The sequence below is a fragment of the Lysobacter sp. KACC 24251 genome (assembly GCF_057747755.1).
The window spans coordinates 180102-197275 of sequence record NZ_CM173222.1 but is presented as its reverse complement, the minus strand read 5'-3'; the positions used below and the strand labels follow the sequence as shown (position 1 = coordinate 197275).

12 protein-coding genes are annotated in these 17174 nt (G+C 69.5%); 5 read left to right on the top strand and 7 right to left on the bottom strand.

Annotation, left to right across the window (positions count from 1 at the left end):
* The first annotated feature begins 124 nt into the window (after positions 1-124).
* On the top strand, positions 125-451 hold the full coding sequence (trxA, locus tag AC3ARF_RS00915) for a thioredoxin TrxA (protein ID WP_498929445.1): 327 nt from the start codon (positions 125-127) through the stop codon (positions 449-451).
* 207 nt (positions 452-658) lie between these two features.
* A complete protein-coding gene (gene rho, locus AC3ARF_RS00910) occupies positions 659-2410 on the top strand; it encodes a transcription termination factor Rho (RefSeq protein WP_498929443.1) in 1752 nt (583 codons plus the stop codon).
* Between the two features lie 84 nt (positions 2411-2494).
* On the opposite strand, the gene AC3ARF_RS00905 is transcribed toward rho, so the two are convergent.
* Together AC3ARF_RS00905 and AC3ARF_RS00900 are read right to left on the bottom strand one after the other, a co-directional pair.
* Complete coding sequence (locus AC3ARF_RS00905; RefSeq protein WP_498929441.1) at positions 2495-3304, bottom strand: energy transducer TonB; 810 nt, start codon at positions 3302-3304, stop codon at positions 2495-2497.
* A 125-nt stretch (positions 3305-3429) separates the two neighbouring features.
* Positions 3430-4305 carry an energy transducer TonB gene (locus tag AC3ARF_RS00900; RefSeq protein ID WP_498929439.1) on the bottom strand — a complete coding sequence of 292 codons (876 nt, stop codon included), beginning with the start codon at positions 4303-4305 and terminating at the stop codon, positions 3430-3432.
* Positions 4306-4412: 107 nt separating this feature from the next.
* Between AC3ARF_RS00900 and AC3ARF_RS00895 the strand changes: the two genes are divergently transcribed.
* Entirely contained in the window at positions 4413-6230 is a 1818-nt protein-coding gene (locus tag AC3ARF_RS00895; RefSeq protein WP_498929437.1) for a monovalent cation:proton antiporter-2 (CPA2) family protein, read from the top strand.
* A 94-nt stretch (positions 6231-6324) separates the two neighbouring features.
* Here the strand turns inward: AC3ARF_RS00895 and AC3ARF_RS00890 are convergent, their stop codons facing one another.
* The 4 genes from AC3ARF_RS00890 to AC3ARF_RS00875 form a co-directional block, all read right to left on the bottom strand.
* Positions 6325-9633 carry an ankyrin repeat domain-containing protein gene (locus tag AC3ARF_RS00890; RefSeq protein ID WP_498929435.1) on the bottom strand — a complete coding sequence of 1103 codons (3309 nt, stop codon included), beginning with the start codon at positions 9631-9633 and terminating at the stop codon, positions 6325-6327.
* Positions 9626-9898 carry a YcgL domain-containing protein gene (locus AC3ARF_RS00885; protein WP_498929433.1) on the bottom strand — a complete coding sequence of 91 codons (273 nt, stop codon included), beginning with the start codon at positions 9896-9898 and terminating at the stop codon, positions 9626-9628. The genes AC3ARF_RS00890 and AC3ARF_RS00885 overlap by 8 nt, the downstream gene beginning before the upstream one ends.
* A 111-nt stretch (positions 9899-10009) precedes the next feature.
* Positions 10010-11017, bottom strand: coding sequence for a cytochrome d ubiquinol oxidase subunit II (gene cydB / locus AC3ARF_RS00880; RefSeq protein ID WP_498929431.1), 1008 nt, complete (start codon positions 11015-11017; stop codon positions 10010-10012).
* 46 nt (positions 11018-11063) lie between these two features.
* A complete protein-coding gene (locus tag AC3ARF_RS00875) occupies positions 11064-12533 on the bottom strand; it encodes a cytochrome ubiquinol oxidase subunit I (RefSeq protein WP_498929429.1) in 1470 nt (489 codons plus the stop codon).
* Between the two features lie 191 nt (positions 12534-12724).
* Here AC3ARF_RS00875 and AC3ARF_RS00870 point away from each other — a divergent pair, with 191 nt between their 5' ends.
* Both AC3ARF_RS00870 and hemF read left to right on the top strand, forming a co-directional pair.
* A complete protein-coding gene (locus tag AC3ARF_RS00870) occupies positions 12725-15100 on the top strand; it encodes a prolyl oligopeptidase family serine peptidase (RefSeq protein WP_498929427.1) in 2376 nt (791 codons plus the stop codon).
* Positions 15101-15462: 362 nt separating this feature from the next.
* Positions 15463-16407: an oxygen-dependent coproporphyrinogen oxidase gene (gene hemF / locus AC3ARF_RS00865; protein WP_498929425.1), complete on the top strand. Its 945-nt coding sequence runs from the start codon at positions 15463-15465 to the stop codon at positions 16405-16407.
* A gap of 87 nt (positions 16408-16494) precedes the next feature.
* On the opposite strand, the gene AC3ARF_RS00860 is transcribed toward hemF, so the two are convergent.
* Positions 16495-16968: a DUF421 domain-containing protein gene (locus AC3ARF_RS00860; RefSeq protein ID WP_498929423.1), complete on the bottom strand. Its 474-nt coding sequence runs from the start codon at positions 16966-16968 to the stop codon at positions 16495-16497.
* Positions 16969-17174 lie beyond the last annotated feature (206 nt).

The following is a 17174-nucleotide window of genomic DNA, read 5'->3' as shown; positions in this document are numbered from 1 at the left end:
CCCCAGTTTACCGTATGGCCCGCCGCGCAGCGGGCCGGGCGGCCGGCGACGGCGGCTTCGCGCCCCGACCACGGCCCCCATGCCACCCTGGCCGTGCCCAGACCCAACCCGCAGGAGAATCCTTGTGAGCGATAAAGTGATGCATGTCGGCGATGCCGATTTCGACGCCGCCGTGCTGCAGTCGTCCGAACCGGTGCTGGTCGACTTCTGGGCGGAGTGGTGCGGCCCCTGCAAGATGATCGCCCCGGCCCTGGACGCCATCGCCGAGGAATACGCGGGCAAGGCCAAGGTGGTGAAGGTCAACGTGGACCACAACCAGGCCACGGCCATGAAGTACCACGTGCGCTCGATCCCGATGCTGCTGGTGTTCAAGAACGGCCAGGTGCAGGCCACCCAGATCGGCGCGGTGGGCAAGCCGCAGATCGCGCAGCTGATCGACAAGGCGCTCTGAGCGCCCCTGGCGCCGACCGGGGACGGCCGGCGCCACACCTGAACCGGATGCACCCTCCCCTCCGACAGTGCTTGCGCGGCACGCGGCCCCGGTGCTAGTTTCGCGGTACTGGGCGCGCCTACGCCGCCACACCCCTCTTTCATAACCACGTCCCTGACGTCCCGCTCGCCGCCTGCGAGCGCTCGCCGCTTAGCGAGGATTCCCTGCTTGTCCGATAACACCCCCGACGCCGGCGAAACCGCCGAAAAGCGCGTGCGCAAGCCGCGTGTGCCCAAGGCTGCCGCCGAAACGGCGCCTGCGACCCCCGACACCGCCCCGACCCGGGCACCGGCGGCCGCGTCCGCCCCGGCACCGGCACCGGCTGCGGTCACCGCCGCGCCTGCCGCGGCACCGGCTCCAACTTCGGCTCCGGCACCGGCACCGGCGCCGGCTCCGGCCGCACCCGCCGCTGGCGGTGGTGGCGGCGAAGCCAGCCCGCCCCAGGCCGGTGGCGAAGGCGCCGGGCAGGGCCAGGGTCAAGGTGGCGGCCAGCGCAACGACCGTGACTTTGACGGCCGCGGCAACCGCCGTGACCGCTTCCGCAACCGCCGCGACCGCCAGCGCGATCGCCAGCGCGATGGCGGCATGCCCGACGACGGCGGCGGCAACGACACCTTCGTGGCCCGCCCCCACCCGCAGGTGCCCGAAGGCTTCCCGGCGTACTCGCTGGGCGACCTCAAGCGCATGCCGACGCCCAAGCTGCTGGAAATTGCCGACCAGCTGCAGATCACCGACGGCGTGGCCCGCGCGCGCAAGCAGGACGTGATCTTCGCCCTGTTGAAGGTGCTGACCCGCCATGGCGAAGGCGTTGCCGCCGACGGCGTGCTGGAAATCCTCCCGGATGGCTTCGGCTTCCTGCGTGCGGCCGAGGCCAGCTATCTGGCCGGCCCGGACGACACCTACATCAGCCCCAGCCAGATCCGCCGCTTCAACCTGCGCACCGGCGACCATCTGTCGGGCCGCATCCGCTGGCCGAAGGACGGCGAGCGCTACTTCGCGCTGAACGTGGTCGACACCATCAACGGTGAGCCGCTGGAAGCGTCGAAGAACAAGACCCTGTTCGAGAACCTCACCCCGCTGTTCCCGCGCAAGAAGTTCCGCCTGGAACGCGGCGATGGCAGCACCGAGGACATCACCGGCCGCATCCTCGATTTGATGGCGCCGCAGGGCAAGGGCCAGCGCGCGCTGATCGTGTCGCCGCCCAAGGCCGGCAAGACCATGCTGATGCAGCAGGTCGCCACCGCCATCACCAGCAACCACCCGGACGTGCACCTGATCGTGCTGCTGGTGGACGAGCGTCCGGAAGAAGTGACCGAGATGCAGCGCACCGTGCGCGGCGAAGTGGTCAGCTCGACCTTCGACGAGCCGGCCGCGCGCCACGTGCAGGTCGCCGAGATGGTGATCGAACGCGCCAAGCGCCTGGTCGAGCACAAGAAGGACGTGGTGATCCTGCTCGACTCGATCACGCGCCTCGCCCGCGCCTACAACAACGTCGTGCCCTCCTCGGGCAAGGTGCTGACCGGCGGCGTTGACGCCAACGCCCTGCACCGCCCGAAGCGCTTCTTCGGCGCGGCGCGTAACGTGGAGGAAGGCGGCTCGCTGACCATCATCGCCACCGCGCTGATCGACACCGGCAGCAAGATGGACGAGGTGATCTACGAGGAGTTCAAGGGCACCGGCAACAGCGAAGTGCACCTGAACCGCCGCATCGCCGAGAAGCGCGTGTACCCGGCCATCGACATCAACCGCAGCGGCACCCGCCGCGAGGACCTGCTGATCGAACCCGAACTGCTGCAGAAGATCTGGATCCTGCGCAAGCTGCTGCACGGCATGGACGAGATCGGCGCGATGGAGTTCCTGCTGGACAAGATGAAGACCACCAAGTCCAACGACGAGTTCTTCAGCTCGATGAAGCGCTGAGTGCTGCTGTAGCCTGCGTTCCTTACAGCACCCGAATCCGGACAGACGCCCCGCAATGCGGGGCGTCTGTTTTCTTCCAGGAATTCAACCGCCTTCTTTCAGTACGAAGGGACTGTTCAGCGCCACCGATTTCGATGGCCGCGTGCGTTCCCGGCCAAATGCGACCTGGCATGCATCCGACTGAACCTGCTGGTCTCGCAGCGCCTTCTGCTCGGCCCTCCACGCCTTGCGGCTGAAGGGTTCCATGCCGAATTCCAGAGGGATGGACATGGACGTCGGCACCGCTTTGCCGGCCACCATTTCGGGCTCGTAGCGCAACTCGGCCACCCAAGCCTTGATGGATTCGGCAAAGGTCTTTTCAGCACGCGCACCGCCTTCGATCACCCTCACTTGATCCATGCGGGCCGTGCCATCCGGCTGCAAAGTAACCTGGACCTCAAAATGTCCGGTGGCGCCAATGCGCAATGCAGCGGCCGGATAGGTGGGATGGGGAAGCTTGGAATAACCGGGGCCATGCGAGGTGTAGGCGAATGCCAACCGAAATCCATCCTGCTCCAACGGAACGGCACACCCCATCATGCGAACGAATGTAGTACCCGCAGCAGGTTTGTCATCGACGGTCGCAGGGGTGAACGACAGCGCACGCACAGCCCTCTCAACGGCGCCACCTACCTCACGCCCAAGCGCCAAATCGGGGATTACCCTCGTGATGTCGCCGGTTGGCCCGATCTCGACCTTGGCCACAACATGGAAGACTTTCGGTTCTCCGCGCTCCTTTCCCTCGACAACACTGCCCGGGCCCCTGAGTGAACGGTCTGCGCCACTCGCGGGCACCGATGAGGCCCACAGCGACGCGATTGCCAGAAACACCCCTTTCACTACCCGTGCTTCCATCTCTACTCCCCTTGCGATAATCCAAAATTAGGCGCTCAGGTCGCCAGCGCGCACCTTGAGATGCCCCGGCTTTGAGGCGCTGATTCCTCACCGCCCGCCGGACCAAGCGGATCCGCCGCTCGAACTCAGCCGCCGTCAACCAGCGCGGTCAGCAGGCGCAATCCATCCCTGCCAAACAGGGGCTGCGCGCCGGCGCCCGTAGCCATCAGGTCCGGCGAGCCGCCCAGTTCGCCGACCCGCCAGGGCGCGGGATGGTACGGGCCCGGCACATAGGAGGCCCACTGGCCATAAGGCACGTCCACCGGCTTGCCGCCCTCCACCTGGAACACGTACGGCACGCGCACGGAAGTCGACTTTCCAACCTCCTCGCCGGCGGTCGGGGGATTGAACTGGGAGGCCATGGCGGCACGGACCGCGGAATCACCGAACACCTTGCGGTAGCGCTCCATGGCCTTTTCGGGTGCAACGAACGGCAGGTTGACCTGCTCGGCCACGGCGTCTTCCGGTTGCCCGTCCGGCCCCACCTTGACCACCACAAAGACCGCCGCCGAGGCGCCACTGCTCAAGGCGCCCATGGGGTAGCGAGGCTGTGTCATCTTTTTCGATGATGGGTACGTGCCGGGTGCGTACCCATTGCCCGGGAAGTCGGCATCCTGGAACTCGATCGAGTAGTCGCCATGGTCGAGCTTGCGTGCCACCACCCGCACGCGCATCTTCGATCGGGCCGGGCGGGCCACGCCATCCACCACCACCGGTTCGAACCGCCATTGCGGCACTGCCCTGCCGAACAGGCCCACCACGCCCGCGGGGACCTTCTCGACCTGATCGATCTGGTGCGCGGTGACGTGGCCCCGTTCGTCGACGCGGATCTCGCCGGTCACCACCATGCTGGCGACCGCCTGCTTGCGCACCGCCGCCGCACCCCCACCCGATGCGCTGGCCGCAGGGGCCACGACAAGCCCAATCATCAGTGCCAGCGTTACGTTGAACATCCTGACCATCGCGCGACTCCCTTTGCGTGACTTTGGTATGTGCTCCGGAGTCTAGCAACGCCCGCCGGCAACGCGCGACTGCCACGCCGGCGGCATAATCACCTCTGGAGGTGCATATGCACGGCGGCGGTCTCGAACTCGCACTGGTGTTCCTGCTGGCCGCGGTGATCGCGGTGCCGGCCTTCCGCCGTTTCGGGCTCGGGGCGGTGCTCGGCTACCTGGTGGCGGGGGTAGCGCTGGGGCCCAATGGCCTGCGCTTCGTGCGCGACGCGGAGCCGGTGCTTGCCGCGGCGGAGATTGGCGTGGTGATGATGCTGTTCGTCATCGGCTTGGAGCTCTCCCCGTCGCGCCTCAAGGTGATGCGCCGCCCGGTGTTCGGCAGCGGCGGCGCGCAGGTGGCGCTGACGGGCCTGGCGCTGGGTGCCGCGGCGATGGCGTTGGGCCTGGGCTGGAAGGCCGCGCTGGTGGTGGGCGTGGGCCTGGCGCTGTCGTCCACCGCGGTGGGCCTGCAGTTGTTGTCAGAGCGCAAGGCGCTCAACACCGACCACGGCCGCCTGGGCTTCGCGATCCTGCTGTTCCAGGACATCGCCGCGATCCCGCTGCTGGCGGCCATCCCGCTGCTCGGCCGCGCCGCGGCGGTGGACGGCGGGCTGGGCTGGGACGAGTTGTTCAAGGCGCTCGGTGCGATCGCGCTGTTGGCGCTGGGCGGGCGCTGGGCGCTGCGCCACCTCTTCCGCGTCGTGGCGCGCGCGCAGATGCCGGAGGTGTTCACCGGCGCGGCGCTGCTCACCGTGCTCGGCGCGGCATGGCTGATGCAGGAAGCGGGCCTGTCGGCGGGCCTCGGTGCGTTCCTCGCCGGCGTGCTGCTGGCGGACTCGGAGTTCCGCCACGAGCTGGAATCGCAGATCAATCCGTTCAAAGGCCTGTTGCTGGGCCTGTTCTTCATGGCGGTGGGCATGTCCATCGACCTGGGGCGGGTGATGGCCGAGCCGGGCCAGGTGCTCGGCCTGGTGGCCGGGTTGATGGCAGTGAAGTTCCTGCTGCTGCTGCTGGTGGGTCGCCTGCCCGGCGGCCTTGATCGGCGCGAAGCGCTGCAGCTGGCGGCGGTGCTGGCGTTGGGTGGCGAATTCGCCTTCGTGGTGTTTGCCGAAGCGGTGAAGGCCGGCCTGCTGGCCGAGGTCCTTCGCGACCGGCTGGTGGCGGTGGTGGGTGTGTCCATGGCGCTGACCCCGCTGCTGGTGATGGCGGTGACGCGGCTGCTGGCGGCGCGCGCGCCTACCGCGCCCAAGCGTGCCTTCGACGCCATTCCCGACGGCCATCCGCAGGTGCTGATCGCCGGCTTCGGCCGCTTCGGGCAGATCATCGCGCGCCTGCTGGTGGCGCAACGCGTGCCGTTCATCGCCATCGAGCACAGCGCCGACCAGGTGGATTTCGTGCGTCGCTTCGGCAACATCATCTATTACGGCGATCCGGCCAATCCCGAGCTGCTGCGTTCGGCCGGTGCGGCGCACGTCAAGGCGTTCGTCATTGCCATCGACGAAACCGAAGGCAGCCTGCAGACGGTGCGCACGATCCGCCGCCTGTATCCCGATGCCAAGGTGTTTGCCCGCGCGCGCGACCGGCGCCACGCGTGGGAACTCATGGACCTGGGCGCCTATGCGGTGCGCGAGATGTTCCACTCCAGCCTGCGCCTGGGCGAGGAGGTGCTGATGGCCCTGGGCGTGCCGGCGGCCGTGGCGCAGCAGCATGCGCGGCGCTTCCGCGAGCATGACGAGCGCGTGCTGCTGGCGCAGTACCAGGTGCATGAAGACGAGGCGGCGCTGCTGCAGACCGCCGCGGATGCGCGCAAGGAACTGGAGGAGTTGTTCAACGCCGACCAGGGCGAGGGCGTGCTGGGCGGCATGGCGGTGGAGCGCCGACGCTCCACCGATTGAACGGCCGGACCCGGCAACGGCGTCGGCTCAGTGGACAGCGTCCATCGCGACGTACGAGCGCCTGCGGATGGCGGGGCCGCCCCGCCATCCGTGCCTAGCGTTGCTCGCGCAGGAAGCGTGCCATCGACACGTCGCCGCTGCGCGGGCGCGAATCCAGCTCGGCGGCGATGTCGACGAAGCCCCGCATCACCGCGATCTCGCGCGGGGTGCGGTTGAGTCCATCGCGTAGGCTGGCGTCCGCGCCGGCGCGCTGCAGCCACTGCACCACGCCCAGCAGGCCGTGCAAGGCGGACAGATGCAGGGGTCCGAAACCACGCGGGTCCTGCGCATCCAGGCGCGCATCGTGGTCGAGCAGCTGCTCCAGGCCCGCGATGAGCACCTCTTCGTCCGCGGCGCTGCCCGGTTCGGCGCGCGCACCGAGGAGCAGCAGCAGCGGCGTGGCACCGGCGGCCGGTACGTTGACGCCTGCCTCGGCACCGGCGAGCAGCAGGGTGTCGAACAGCGCGACCACGCGGCTGCGCTCGCGCGCGGTGAAGGCGAACATGCTGGCGCAATGCAGCGGCGTGCGGCCCTGCGCATCGATGGCGTGAACGTCGGCGCCCGCGGCCAGCAGCCGCGCGGCCATTTCCGGCAGGCCCAGGGCGCACGCCACCATGAGCACGGTGAGTTCTCCCGGCAGGCGCTGCTCGACGGGGGCGCCGGCCGCGATCAGCCGATCGACGAGTTCGACGTGGCGCATGCTGACCGCCGCCGACAACGGCGTCGCGCCGGACCGGGCCGCGAGTTGCGGGTCGGCGCCACGCGCCAGCAGCAGGTCGACGACCGCGCGGTGTCCGCCACCGGCGGCGCGCAGCAGTGCGGTGCAGCCCTGGGTGTCCACCGCATCCACCGGCAGGCCGAGGTCCAGCAGGCGGCGCACGGCGTCGGCGTCGCCGACGATGGCGGCGGCCGGTACATCGCTGGCCTGCAAGGCGCGGTGCGGCAGCGGCCAGCCGCGCCAGTCCAGCCAATCGGCGATGTCGCGACGGCCTGACGCCAGCGCGACGCCGAGCGGAGTCTGGCCATCGGCCGCAAGCAGGTCGGGCGAGGCGCCGTGGGCGACGAGGGTCTTCACCATCGCCTCGCGACCGAGCGCCGCCGCCAGGTGCAGCGCGCTCATGCCATGGCTGTCGCGGGTGTCGAGGTGAACGCCGATCGCCAACAGGCGCGCCAGCAGGCGGGTCCAACCCAGGCGCACGGCCATGGCAATCGGCGGGTCGCCCGCCGGGGAAGGACCGAAGGGATCGGCGCCACGCTCAAGCAGGTCGAGGGCCTGCTGCTCCAAGGCGCGGCTCGCCTGGTCTTCCGCCGCGCAGGCCGCGAGGAATCGGGCCAGGCCGCCGCGACCGGCCGGAGAGACCGCGCGTTCCAGCAACGCGCGCACCGCCGGCAGCGCCGAGGGGCCTTGGGCCAGGCGTGCCAGCAACGGGGTGTCGCCCTTGGCATCGCGCACGTCCGCCACGGCGCCCTGGTCGAGCAGCCAACTGATGCGATGCGGCTGCCGTGCCTCGTCGTCGTGCAGCATGGCGCCCAGCTCAGCGGGCGAGAGCAGGTGCGCCAGCGGGGCCAGCGCATCCTCCCGACCGTCATGCATCGCTTCGCGCAGCAGGGCGGCGGGAGCGCGGTCGGGCAACGGCGTGTCGGCGTCGGTCTCGCGCACGCTGGCGGGCAACGGGTAGGTGGGGTCCAGCTCGGCGACGAGGGCCCAGCGGCCAGCCTCGGCGGCGCGGTCGACCGGGCGCTTGCCGTCCTGGTCCGGGCGCAGCGGGTCGAGACCCAGTTCCACCATGCGGCGTACCATCGCCGCCGATGCCTGCTCCGCGACCACCGCCAGCGCCAGCGCATTGCGGCCCTGGTCGTCGACGGCATCGAGCAATGTCTGCCCGCGCGCGAAGTTGTGTTCAAGCAAGCGCTCAAGCACCGCGGCATGGCCACCGCGCGCGCCTTCGAGCAACGCAGTGCGGCCCTGGGCGTCGGCGTGGGTCAGGTCCGCACCGGCCGCCAGAAGGGCCGCGACGACATCGGCGTTGCCGGCATGCGCGGCTTCGAGCAGCGCGGTGCGGCCCTGCGCGCCGCGGGCATCCACCTTGGCCCGCTGCTTGAGCAGGAGCAGCACGCCGGCCGGGTCGTCGTCATCGCTACCCGCCGCCGCCAGCAGCGCCGGCTGGCCGCCCGCGGGTTCGGCCTTGGCGCCCCGTTCCATGAGGAAGCGCGCCAACCGCCAGTTGCCCGCGGTGCAGGCCACGCCCAGGGGTGAGAAGCCTTCGTGGTTGAGCGCATCGATCTCGGCAGCCGCATCCAGCAGGAGTGCGGCCACGCCCGGATCGGAACTGCGCGCGGCGTGATGCAGCGGAGTGTTGCCGTCAAAGTCGGTGGCGCGCGGGTCGGCGCCGTTGGCCAGCAGGGTCATCACCGCGTCGGGGCGGCCGTGCCAGCTGTCGCGGCAGGCGGCGAGCAACGGGGTGATGCCGGCCGCGGCCGAATTGAGGTCCACGCCGTGGCCGATCAGCGCGCGCAGCAGGCGCAGGTCGGGCAGCACCGCCGCCAGCACGGCGAGGCTGCGGCGGTCGCGATCCTCCGCCGGGGGCGGTGCGTGCGGGTCGGCGCCTGCGGCGAGGAGCTCGAGCGCGCGCTCGGCACGACCGGTGCGGGCGGCGGTGTAGAGCGCGGGTTCCAGCGGGCCGTCGACCGGCATGGGCGGCTCGACGGGCGCGTCGGCATCGAAGGCGGTGCCCGATGCGTCGTCGAGCAGCATCAGTTCGTCGGCCGGCTCCTGGCGCTGCAGCAGGTAGTGCAGCGCCGGCGAAGCCAGCGCCAGCAGCAGGGCTACGCGCCAGCGGGCGCCGTCGGCCAGCAATCCGGGCCAGGCCAGCACGATCACCAGCGCGGCAATGGCCGCCACGGCCACGGCCACGACCAGCCCGCGCCACGCGCCCGGCTCCAGTTCGGACAGCCGCTGCCAATGCCAGCGCAGGTCGCCGCCTTCGCGCTCGACCGCGTGCCAGAGTGGCCACAGGCGCCACAAGCCGAGCAGTGCCAGCCCGGCAACGCCGCTGAGCACCAGCGCCGAGGCCAGCGAACCGCTGTCCATCAGCGCACGCAGTGGCCATGCCACCAGCAGCGCGATCGCGGCGATGCCGACGGACCACAGCCCCAGCAACGCCAGGGCGTCCCGGCGCCAGGCCGAAGGCGTGGTCAATTCATCGCGACGGCGCCACGCCGACACGGCAATCGCGAAGGTGGGCTGGGCCAGCACGCCGGCCACCGCCGCCAGGGGTCCGGCGAACACGGTCAATGCGGACAGGACCAGCCCTGCGAGCAGCAGCGAGATTGGCGAAAGCAGCATCCGCCGCAGGTCAGCCATCGGTGCCCCAGTCTTCGGTCATCGGGTCCAGTGCCTGTGACGGCGGGAACTGCAGGTGGAAGCCGCGTGCGGCAAGGTTCTCACGCACCGTGGCCACGTCCTCGCGCGCCAGGCGGCGCTCCGGGGTCAACGCCACTTCCATCACGAACTGCAGCGGGCCCAGCTGGGTGCGCAGCGGTTCCGGTAGACGCGTGAATTCGTCGCGCACGGCGAGGTAGATGTAGGTGTCGGCCTTTCTCAGGCTCTTGTACACGTAGGCTTGCATGCGGGGAGGCCAGCGGGGGCTGGCCGCGGGTTCCGGAACTGGGTGTTCCACAGCATACCCGCTGTAACGCAGGTGCGAACCATGACGTCCCCGCCGGCGCGCGTGGGAGGTTCAGTGATAGCCGGCGTCGGCGGCGACCTTGCCGCGAAATACCCGGTACGACCAGGCGGTGTATCCGAGGATCGCCGGCAGCAGCACCACCAGCCCCACCAGCACGAATCCCTGCGACGAGGGCGGCGATGCCGCCTGCCACAGGGTCAACCCGGGCGGCACGATGTACGGCCACATGCCCAGCACCAGGCCGGCGAAACCGAGCACGAAGAAACATAGCGTCAGCACGAAGGGGGCGGCGTCGCGCCCCTGCCGCAATGCCGCGCGCCACAGCGCCAGCGCGTTGGCCAGCACCAGCAGCGGCACCGGCGACAGCCACCAGAAGTTGCCGCCCTCGAACCAGCGCGCCATCAACCGCGAATCCAGGAACGGCAGCCACGCGCTGACCAGACCCATGAAGACCACCACCACCAGCACCAGCGGCCGGGTCATGGTCCGCGCCATCGCCTGCAGCCGGCCTTCGGTCTTCAGCACCAGCCAGGTGCTGCCGAGCAAGGCGTAGCCGAACACCACCGCCGCGCCGGTCAGCATCGAGAAGGGACTGAACCAGTCGAACGCGCCGCCGACGTACTTGCCCTCCTGCAGCGGCATGCCCTCCACCAGTGCGCCGAGGATCACCCCTTGGGCGAAGGCCGCCAGCAGCGAGCCCAGCGAGAACGCCACGCCCCAGGCCGCCTTGGCACGTTGCGCGCGGAAGCGGAACTCGAAGGCCACGCCGCGGAACACCAGCGCGATCAGCATCAGCAGCACCGGCAGGTACAGCGCCGACAGCACCACCGCATAGGCCTTTGGGAAAGCCGCGAGCAGGCCCGCCCCGCCCAGCACCAGCCAGGTTTCGTTGCCGTCCCAGATGGGGGCGGCGGTGTTCATCATGTGGTCCAGTTGGTGCTCGTCCTCGGCGAACGGGGCGAGGATGCCCAGGCCGAGGACGAAGCCGTCGAGCAACACGTACATCAGCACGCCGAAACCAATCACGCCGTACCAGACCACCGGCAGCCATGCGTCCATCAGACCGCCTCCTCATCGCCGTGCAGGTGGGGACCTGCGCGCGCGGTCATGACCGCACCTGCGGCGAGGTGATGTCGGCGTCGTCCATCAGTGACAGCGGACGCGCGGGTGTTTTCTCGCCTTCATCCCTATCCGGCGCCGGTTCGTGCGGTTGCGGCCCCTTGCGCACGAGTTTGACCAGGTACCAGAGCCCCGCGCCGAACACGACCAGGTACACCACCGCGAACACCAGCAGCGAGAACAGCACGCTGCGTCCGTCCACGGCACTGACCGCATCGGCGGTGCGCAACAGCCCGTAGACGACGTACGGCTGGCGGCCTATCTCGACCACGTACCAGCCCGCGACGAGGGCCACGAACCCCGAAAACGTCATCCAGCGCCAGCCGCGCTGCAAGCCGCGGCCCAACGCACTATCGCCAGCGAACAGAAGGTCGCGCCACCACGCGAACGCCGAGCCCAGTGCCAGCAACAGCATCGCCACACCCAGCCCGACCATCACCCGGAAGCCGAAGAACACCGGCGCCACCGGCGGCCGTTCACTGGGGGGCACGGCTTTCAGCGGCTGGATCTCGCCATCGAGCGAATGGGTCAGGATCAGGCTGCCCAGGCGCGGGATGGCGATCTCGTAGTCGTTGCGCTCGGCGGTGGCATTGGGCACCGCGAACAGGACCAGCGGCACACCCTCGCCGGGTGCGCCCGCCTCCCAGTGCGCCTCCATCGCCGCCAGCTTGGTCGGCTGGTGCTCGCCCACGTTGAGGCCATGCAGGTCGCCCACCAGCACCTGCAACGGGACGGTGATCGCGGCGAAAGCGACCGCCAGCTTGAGCATGCGCACGCCAGCCTCGCGATGCACGCCGCGGCGCAGGTAACCGGCGCTGACCCCACCGATGACGAAGCAGGTGGTGATGAACGCGGCCAGCACCATGTGCGCCAGCCGGTACGGGAACGACGGGTTGAAGATGATCGCCCACCAGCTGGCGGGCTCGAACACGCCATCGGCGGTCAGCGTGTAGCCGGCCGGCGTCTGCATCCAGCTGTTGGCCGCGATGATCCAGAACGTGGAGATCAGCGTACCCAGCGCCACCATGCAGGTGGCGAGGAAGTGCAGCCGCTCCGGCACCCGCTTCCAGCCAAACAGCATGACGCCGAGGAAGGTCGCTTCGAGGAAGAACGCGGTCAGCACCTCGTAGCTCAGCAGCGGCCCGAGGATGTTGCCGGCCTTCTCGCTCAGCACCGACCAGTTGGTGCCGAACTGGAAGCTCATGACGATGCCGCTGACCACCCCCATGCCGAACGACACGGCGAAGATCTTCAGCCAGAAGAAGTACAGGTCGCGCCACAGGCCGTCGCGGGTGCGCAGCCAGCGCCATTCGAGGAACGCCAGCCAGCTCGCTAGGCCGATGGTGAAGGCCGGGAACAGGATGTGGCAGGTGATCACGAAGCCAAACTGGATTCGGGAAAGCAGCAGCGGATCAAACAGCGCCACGGACGACTCCGCGTGGGTCGGTCCGGGCATGGTAGACCCGCACACCCGGGTGGGGGTGCGACCGTTTGTCGCAGGGGGCGGCAGTGTGGTCGGGACCGGTCCTCGCGCCGTGGTGCGGAACCTTGCACCATCGGCCGGGGTGCGCGCGGGGGTGACGGATGGCCCATCCTCCTCCCTGCGGCGCTGTTAACCTTCCGTGAAACCTCCCGGGAACCCTGCCCATGCGTCGCCTGCTGTCCCTTGCCGTCCTCGCCTTCGCCGCGCCTGCGCTGGCGCAGGCGCCCGCCGCGCCCACGCCCATCACCCTGGACCAGGCGATGGCCGACCCGGACTGGATCGGCCCGGCGGTGGAGCAGGCGTGGTGGTCGTGGGACGGCCGCCAGGCGAATTACACGCTCAAGCGTGCCGGGGCCAGCATCCGTGACACGTGGCAGGTCCCGGTGTCCGGCGGCGCGCCCCAGAAGGTGGATGGTGCGGCCCGCGCCACCCTGGACGGGGCCCAACGCGCCTACAACCACGACCGCACGCGCATGGCCTTCGTGCGCAACGACGACATCTTCGTGCGCGACCTGCGCACCGGCGCGTTGACCCAGGTGACCCGCAGCAGCGAGAGCGAGTCGCGCCCGCAGTGGAACACGCAGGGCGGCCTGGTGTTCCGCGCCGGCAACCAGTGGTGGGCGTGGAACGCGGCGGGTGGCTTGCGCCAGGCCACCGACGTGCGCGCCGAGAACGACGCCAACGCCGCGCCGCCGGCCGACGACCTGCGCGAGCGCCAGCTGGCGATGAGCCGCACCCTGCGCGAAATACGCGAACGCCGCGATGCCGCCCGCCAGCAGGACGAGGCGTGGCGCAATGCCGACCCGAGCCGCGCCCCCGCGCCCGTGTACCTGGGCGACAAGGTCGAGATCAATGACAGTGCGCTGTCGCCGGACGGGCGCTGGCTGCTGGTGGTGACCCAGGAGAAGGGTGCCGACGCCGGCGAGGTCGGCAAGATGCCCAAGTACGTGACCGAATCGGGCTACGAGGAGTTTGAAGAGGTGCGCACCCGCGTCGGCCGCAATGCGCCGCTGCCGCATCGCCTGTGGCTGGTGGACGTGGCCGCCGCCAAGGCACGCGAGCTGAACTTCGACGGGTTGCCCGGCATCGGCGAGGATCCATTGGCCACGCTGCGCAAGTCGGCCAAGCAGGAGCCGCTGAAGGGCAACCGTACCGTGCGCATCGAGACCGACGGCGACGGCACCGGCCCGGCCATCCATTGGAGCGACGATGGCCGGCAGGTGGCGGTGCTGGTGCGCGCGGCGGACAACAAGGACCGCTGGATCGCCAGCGTCGACCTCGCTGGGGCGAAGCTGGTCCCGCGCCACCGGCTGACGGACCAGGCGTGGGTCAACTGGACCTTCAACGAGTTCGGCTGGACCGCCGACGGGGCACTGTGGTTCCTCTCCGAGCAGAGCGGCTACTCGCACCTCTACCTGAGCAGCAATGGCGGCGCGGCGCGTGCGCTAACTGCCGGCAAGTGGGAAGTGTCGATGCCGCAGCTGACCGCCGACGGCCGCGGCTTCTTCTTCCTGTGCAACCGCGCGTGGCCGGGTGACTACGAGGTGTGCGCGGTCGATGGCGTCGGCAGCGCCGTGCGCGAAGTGACGGCGCTGGATGGCGTGGAGGATTTCAGCCTGTCACCGGACGGGCGCCAGCTGCTGGTGCGCCATTCCGACAGCTACCTGCCCGCCCAATTGGCCGTGGTGGGCACCAATGGCGGCGAAGCCCGCACGCTGACCGACACGCGCACCGACGCCTTCAAGGCGCGCACCTGGATCGAGCCCGAGTACGTGCAGGTGCCAAGCAAGCATGGCGCCGGCACCGTGTGGGGCAAGTTCTACGGGCCCAAGACCTACGAGCCGGGTCGCACGTATCCGATCGTGATGTTCGTGCACGGCGCGGGCTACCTGCAGAACGTGCACGACCGCTACCCGGCGTACTTCCGCGAGCAGATGTTCCACAACCTGCTGGTGCAGCAGGGCTACGTCGTGCTCGACCTGGATTACCGCGCCTCGGAAGGCTACGGCCGCGACTGGCGCACCGCGATCTACCGCAACATGGGCCATCCGGAGCTGGAGGATTACCTCGACGGCCTGGACTGGCTGGTCGCCAACAAGCAGGGCGACAAGAACCGCGCCGGCATCTACGGCGGCAGCTATGGCGGCTTCATGACCTTCATGGCGCTGTTCCGCTCGCCGGGCACGTTCAAGGCCGGCGCCGCGCTGCGCCCGGTAACGGACTGGTCGCAGTACAACCATGAGTACACGTCCAACATCCTCAATACGCCGGTGCTCGACCCGGAGGCGTACAAGGCGTCCTCGCCGATCGAGTACGCGTCAGGGCTGCAGGACCACCTGCTGATCGCCCACGGCATGATCGACGACAACGTGTTCTACAAGGACTCGGTGATGCTGGCGCAGAAGTTGATCGAACTGCGCAAGGACAAGTGGGAGCTGGCGTCGTATCCGCTGGAGCGGCACGGGTTCGTGCATTCGGACTCGTGGTATGACGAGTATCGACGGATCCTTGAGCTGTTCGAGCGCACTCTCAAGAACTGAGCTTTTGTGTAGGCCCGATGGCGTGGGGGACGGAGGCGGTGCAGGGGCCATGTCGCTCCGGCGCTCCGTCCGCGCATCCTGCGCGGAGTCGCGCCGCGGGCCATCCATGGCCCGCTTCTGCGCAACATGGCCCCTGCACCACCTCCTGATGCCAGGCAGTTGGCCTTCTGCCGCACTTCTCGGAAGAAGCAGAAGCGCCAAGGGTCCGAGGGAGGCTGGGTGCGTGAGGGGTGCGGAAAGCGCGCCATGGCGCGGCGGCGACTCGGCACAGGATGTGCCGACGGAGCCGAGTAGCGCCCCTCATGTAACCAGCCTCCCCTGGCGAAGCTTGGAGGCAAACCGCGTCCGCATACAATGGCGGGATGAACCCGAACGACACCGATTTCAATCGCGTCCGCGACTACCTCACCGGATTGCAGGACCGTATCTGCACTGCCATCGAGCAGGCCGATGGCCAGGCGCGCTTCGTCGAGGACGCGTGGACCCGCGAGGGAGAGGGCGCGCTGCTCGGCGGCGGCGGGCGCACCCGCATCCTTCGCGATGGCGCGGTGTTCGAACAGGCGGGCATCGGCTTTTCCGACGTGTCGGGGACCCAGCTGCCGCCGTCGGCGACCGCAGCCCGGCCGGAGCTGGCCGGCGCCTCGTGGCGGGCGGTGGGCGTGTCGCTGGTGTTCCACCCGCGCAATCCCTACGTGCCGACCACGCATGCCAACGTGCGCCACTTCCACGCCACGCGTGAGGGCGAGACGGTGGCCTGGTGGTTCGGCGGCGGCTTCGACCTGACCCCGTTCTATCCGTTCGACGCGGACGTGCTGCATTGGCACCAGGTGGCGCGGGACCTGTGCGAGCCGTTTGGCGGCGAGGAGCGCTACGCCGCGCACAAGCGCTGGTGCGACGAGTACTTCTTCCTCAAGCACCGTGACGAGACGCGCGGCATCGGCGGCCTTTTCTTCGACGACCTGCACGGCGACTTCGAGCGGGATTTTGGCTACCTGCGCGCGGTGGGCGACGGCTTCCTCGATGCCTTCCTGCCGATCGTGGCGCGTCGCAAGCACCTGTCCTATGGTGAGCGCGAGCGCCAGTTCCAGCTGTACCGGCGCGGGCGCTACGTGGAGTTCAACCTGGTGTTCGACCGCGGCACCCACTTCGGGCTGCAGTCGGGCGGCCGCACCGAATCGATCCTGATGAGCCTGCCGCCGCTGGTGCGCTGGGAATATGGTTATGCGCCCGAGCCCGGCAGCGCCGAGGCGGCACTGGCCGACTTCCTGCGTCCGCGCGACTGGCTGGCGGAGCTGGAGTCGCGGTAATCCGCACCCGCTGACACGCCCAGGCGTGGGATCGGCCTGGGATACCGCGCAGCGCGTGCTCACCTGGGCGCAGCCGGTTGCGACGCGTCAGTCCTTCGCCACGATGCTGATCTGGCCGTTGGTTTCCAGCAGCGCCAGCTTGACCTCGGCGATGTCGGTACAGCCCTGCTCGCGCATCGCCTCGTAGAAATCGGCGCGACTGACCAGCTCGCGCTTGAGCGCAGCCTCGTAGAGCTTGCCCTTGCTCGCCAGCACCACCGGCTCGCCTTCGATCATCCGCTCGGCGTGGCGACTGCGGGCGGTGACGAACCCCAGCAACCAGTTCAGTGCGATCAGCGTGGTCGCCAGCAGGATGCCGCCGACCAGCGATGTGTCCTTGCCCAGCAGCGAGTTCTGCACGGCATTGCCCAGCAGGACAATGAGCAGCATGTCGAAGGGCGTGAACTGGCCCATGGTGCGCTTGCCCGAGAGCCGGATCAGCACCAGCAGCACGATGTAGACCGCCGCCGCACGCAGCACGAATTGCCACCAGGGCATCGCCAGATCAAAAGCGCCGTCCATCGCCCTTCTCCCGTGCGGCGGCGCAGGCGGGCGGACTGCCCATCCTCGGGCGCGCCGGCGCCTCGCCCGGATTCTGGCCCGGAACGGCGTGATGCAGCTGACAAGGCGCGCGCCCTCGCTGGCCTCAGGACCCCTCCCCCACCGCTTGGAGCGGCGAGCCCCTGCCCCCGCAACCACGCGGATAACGGGCCGCGACTTGCGGGGGC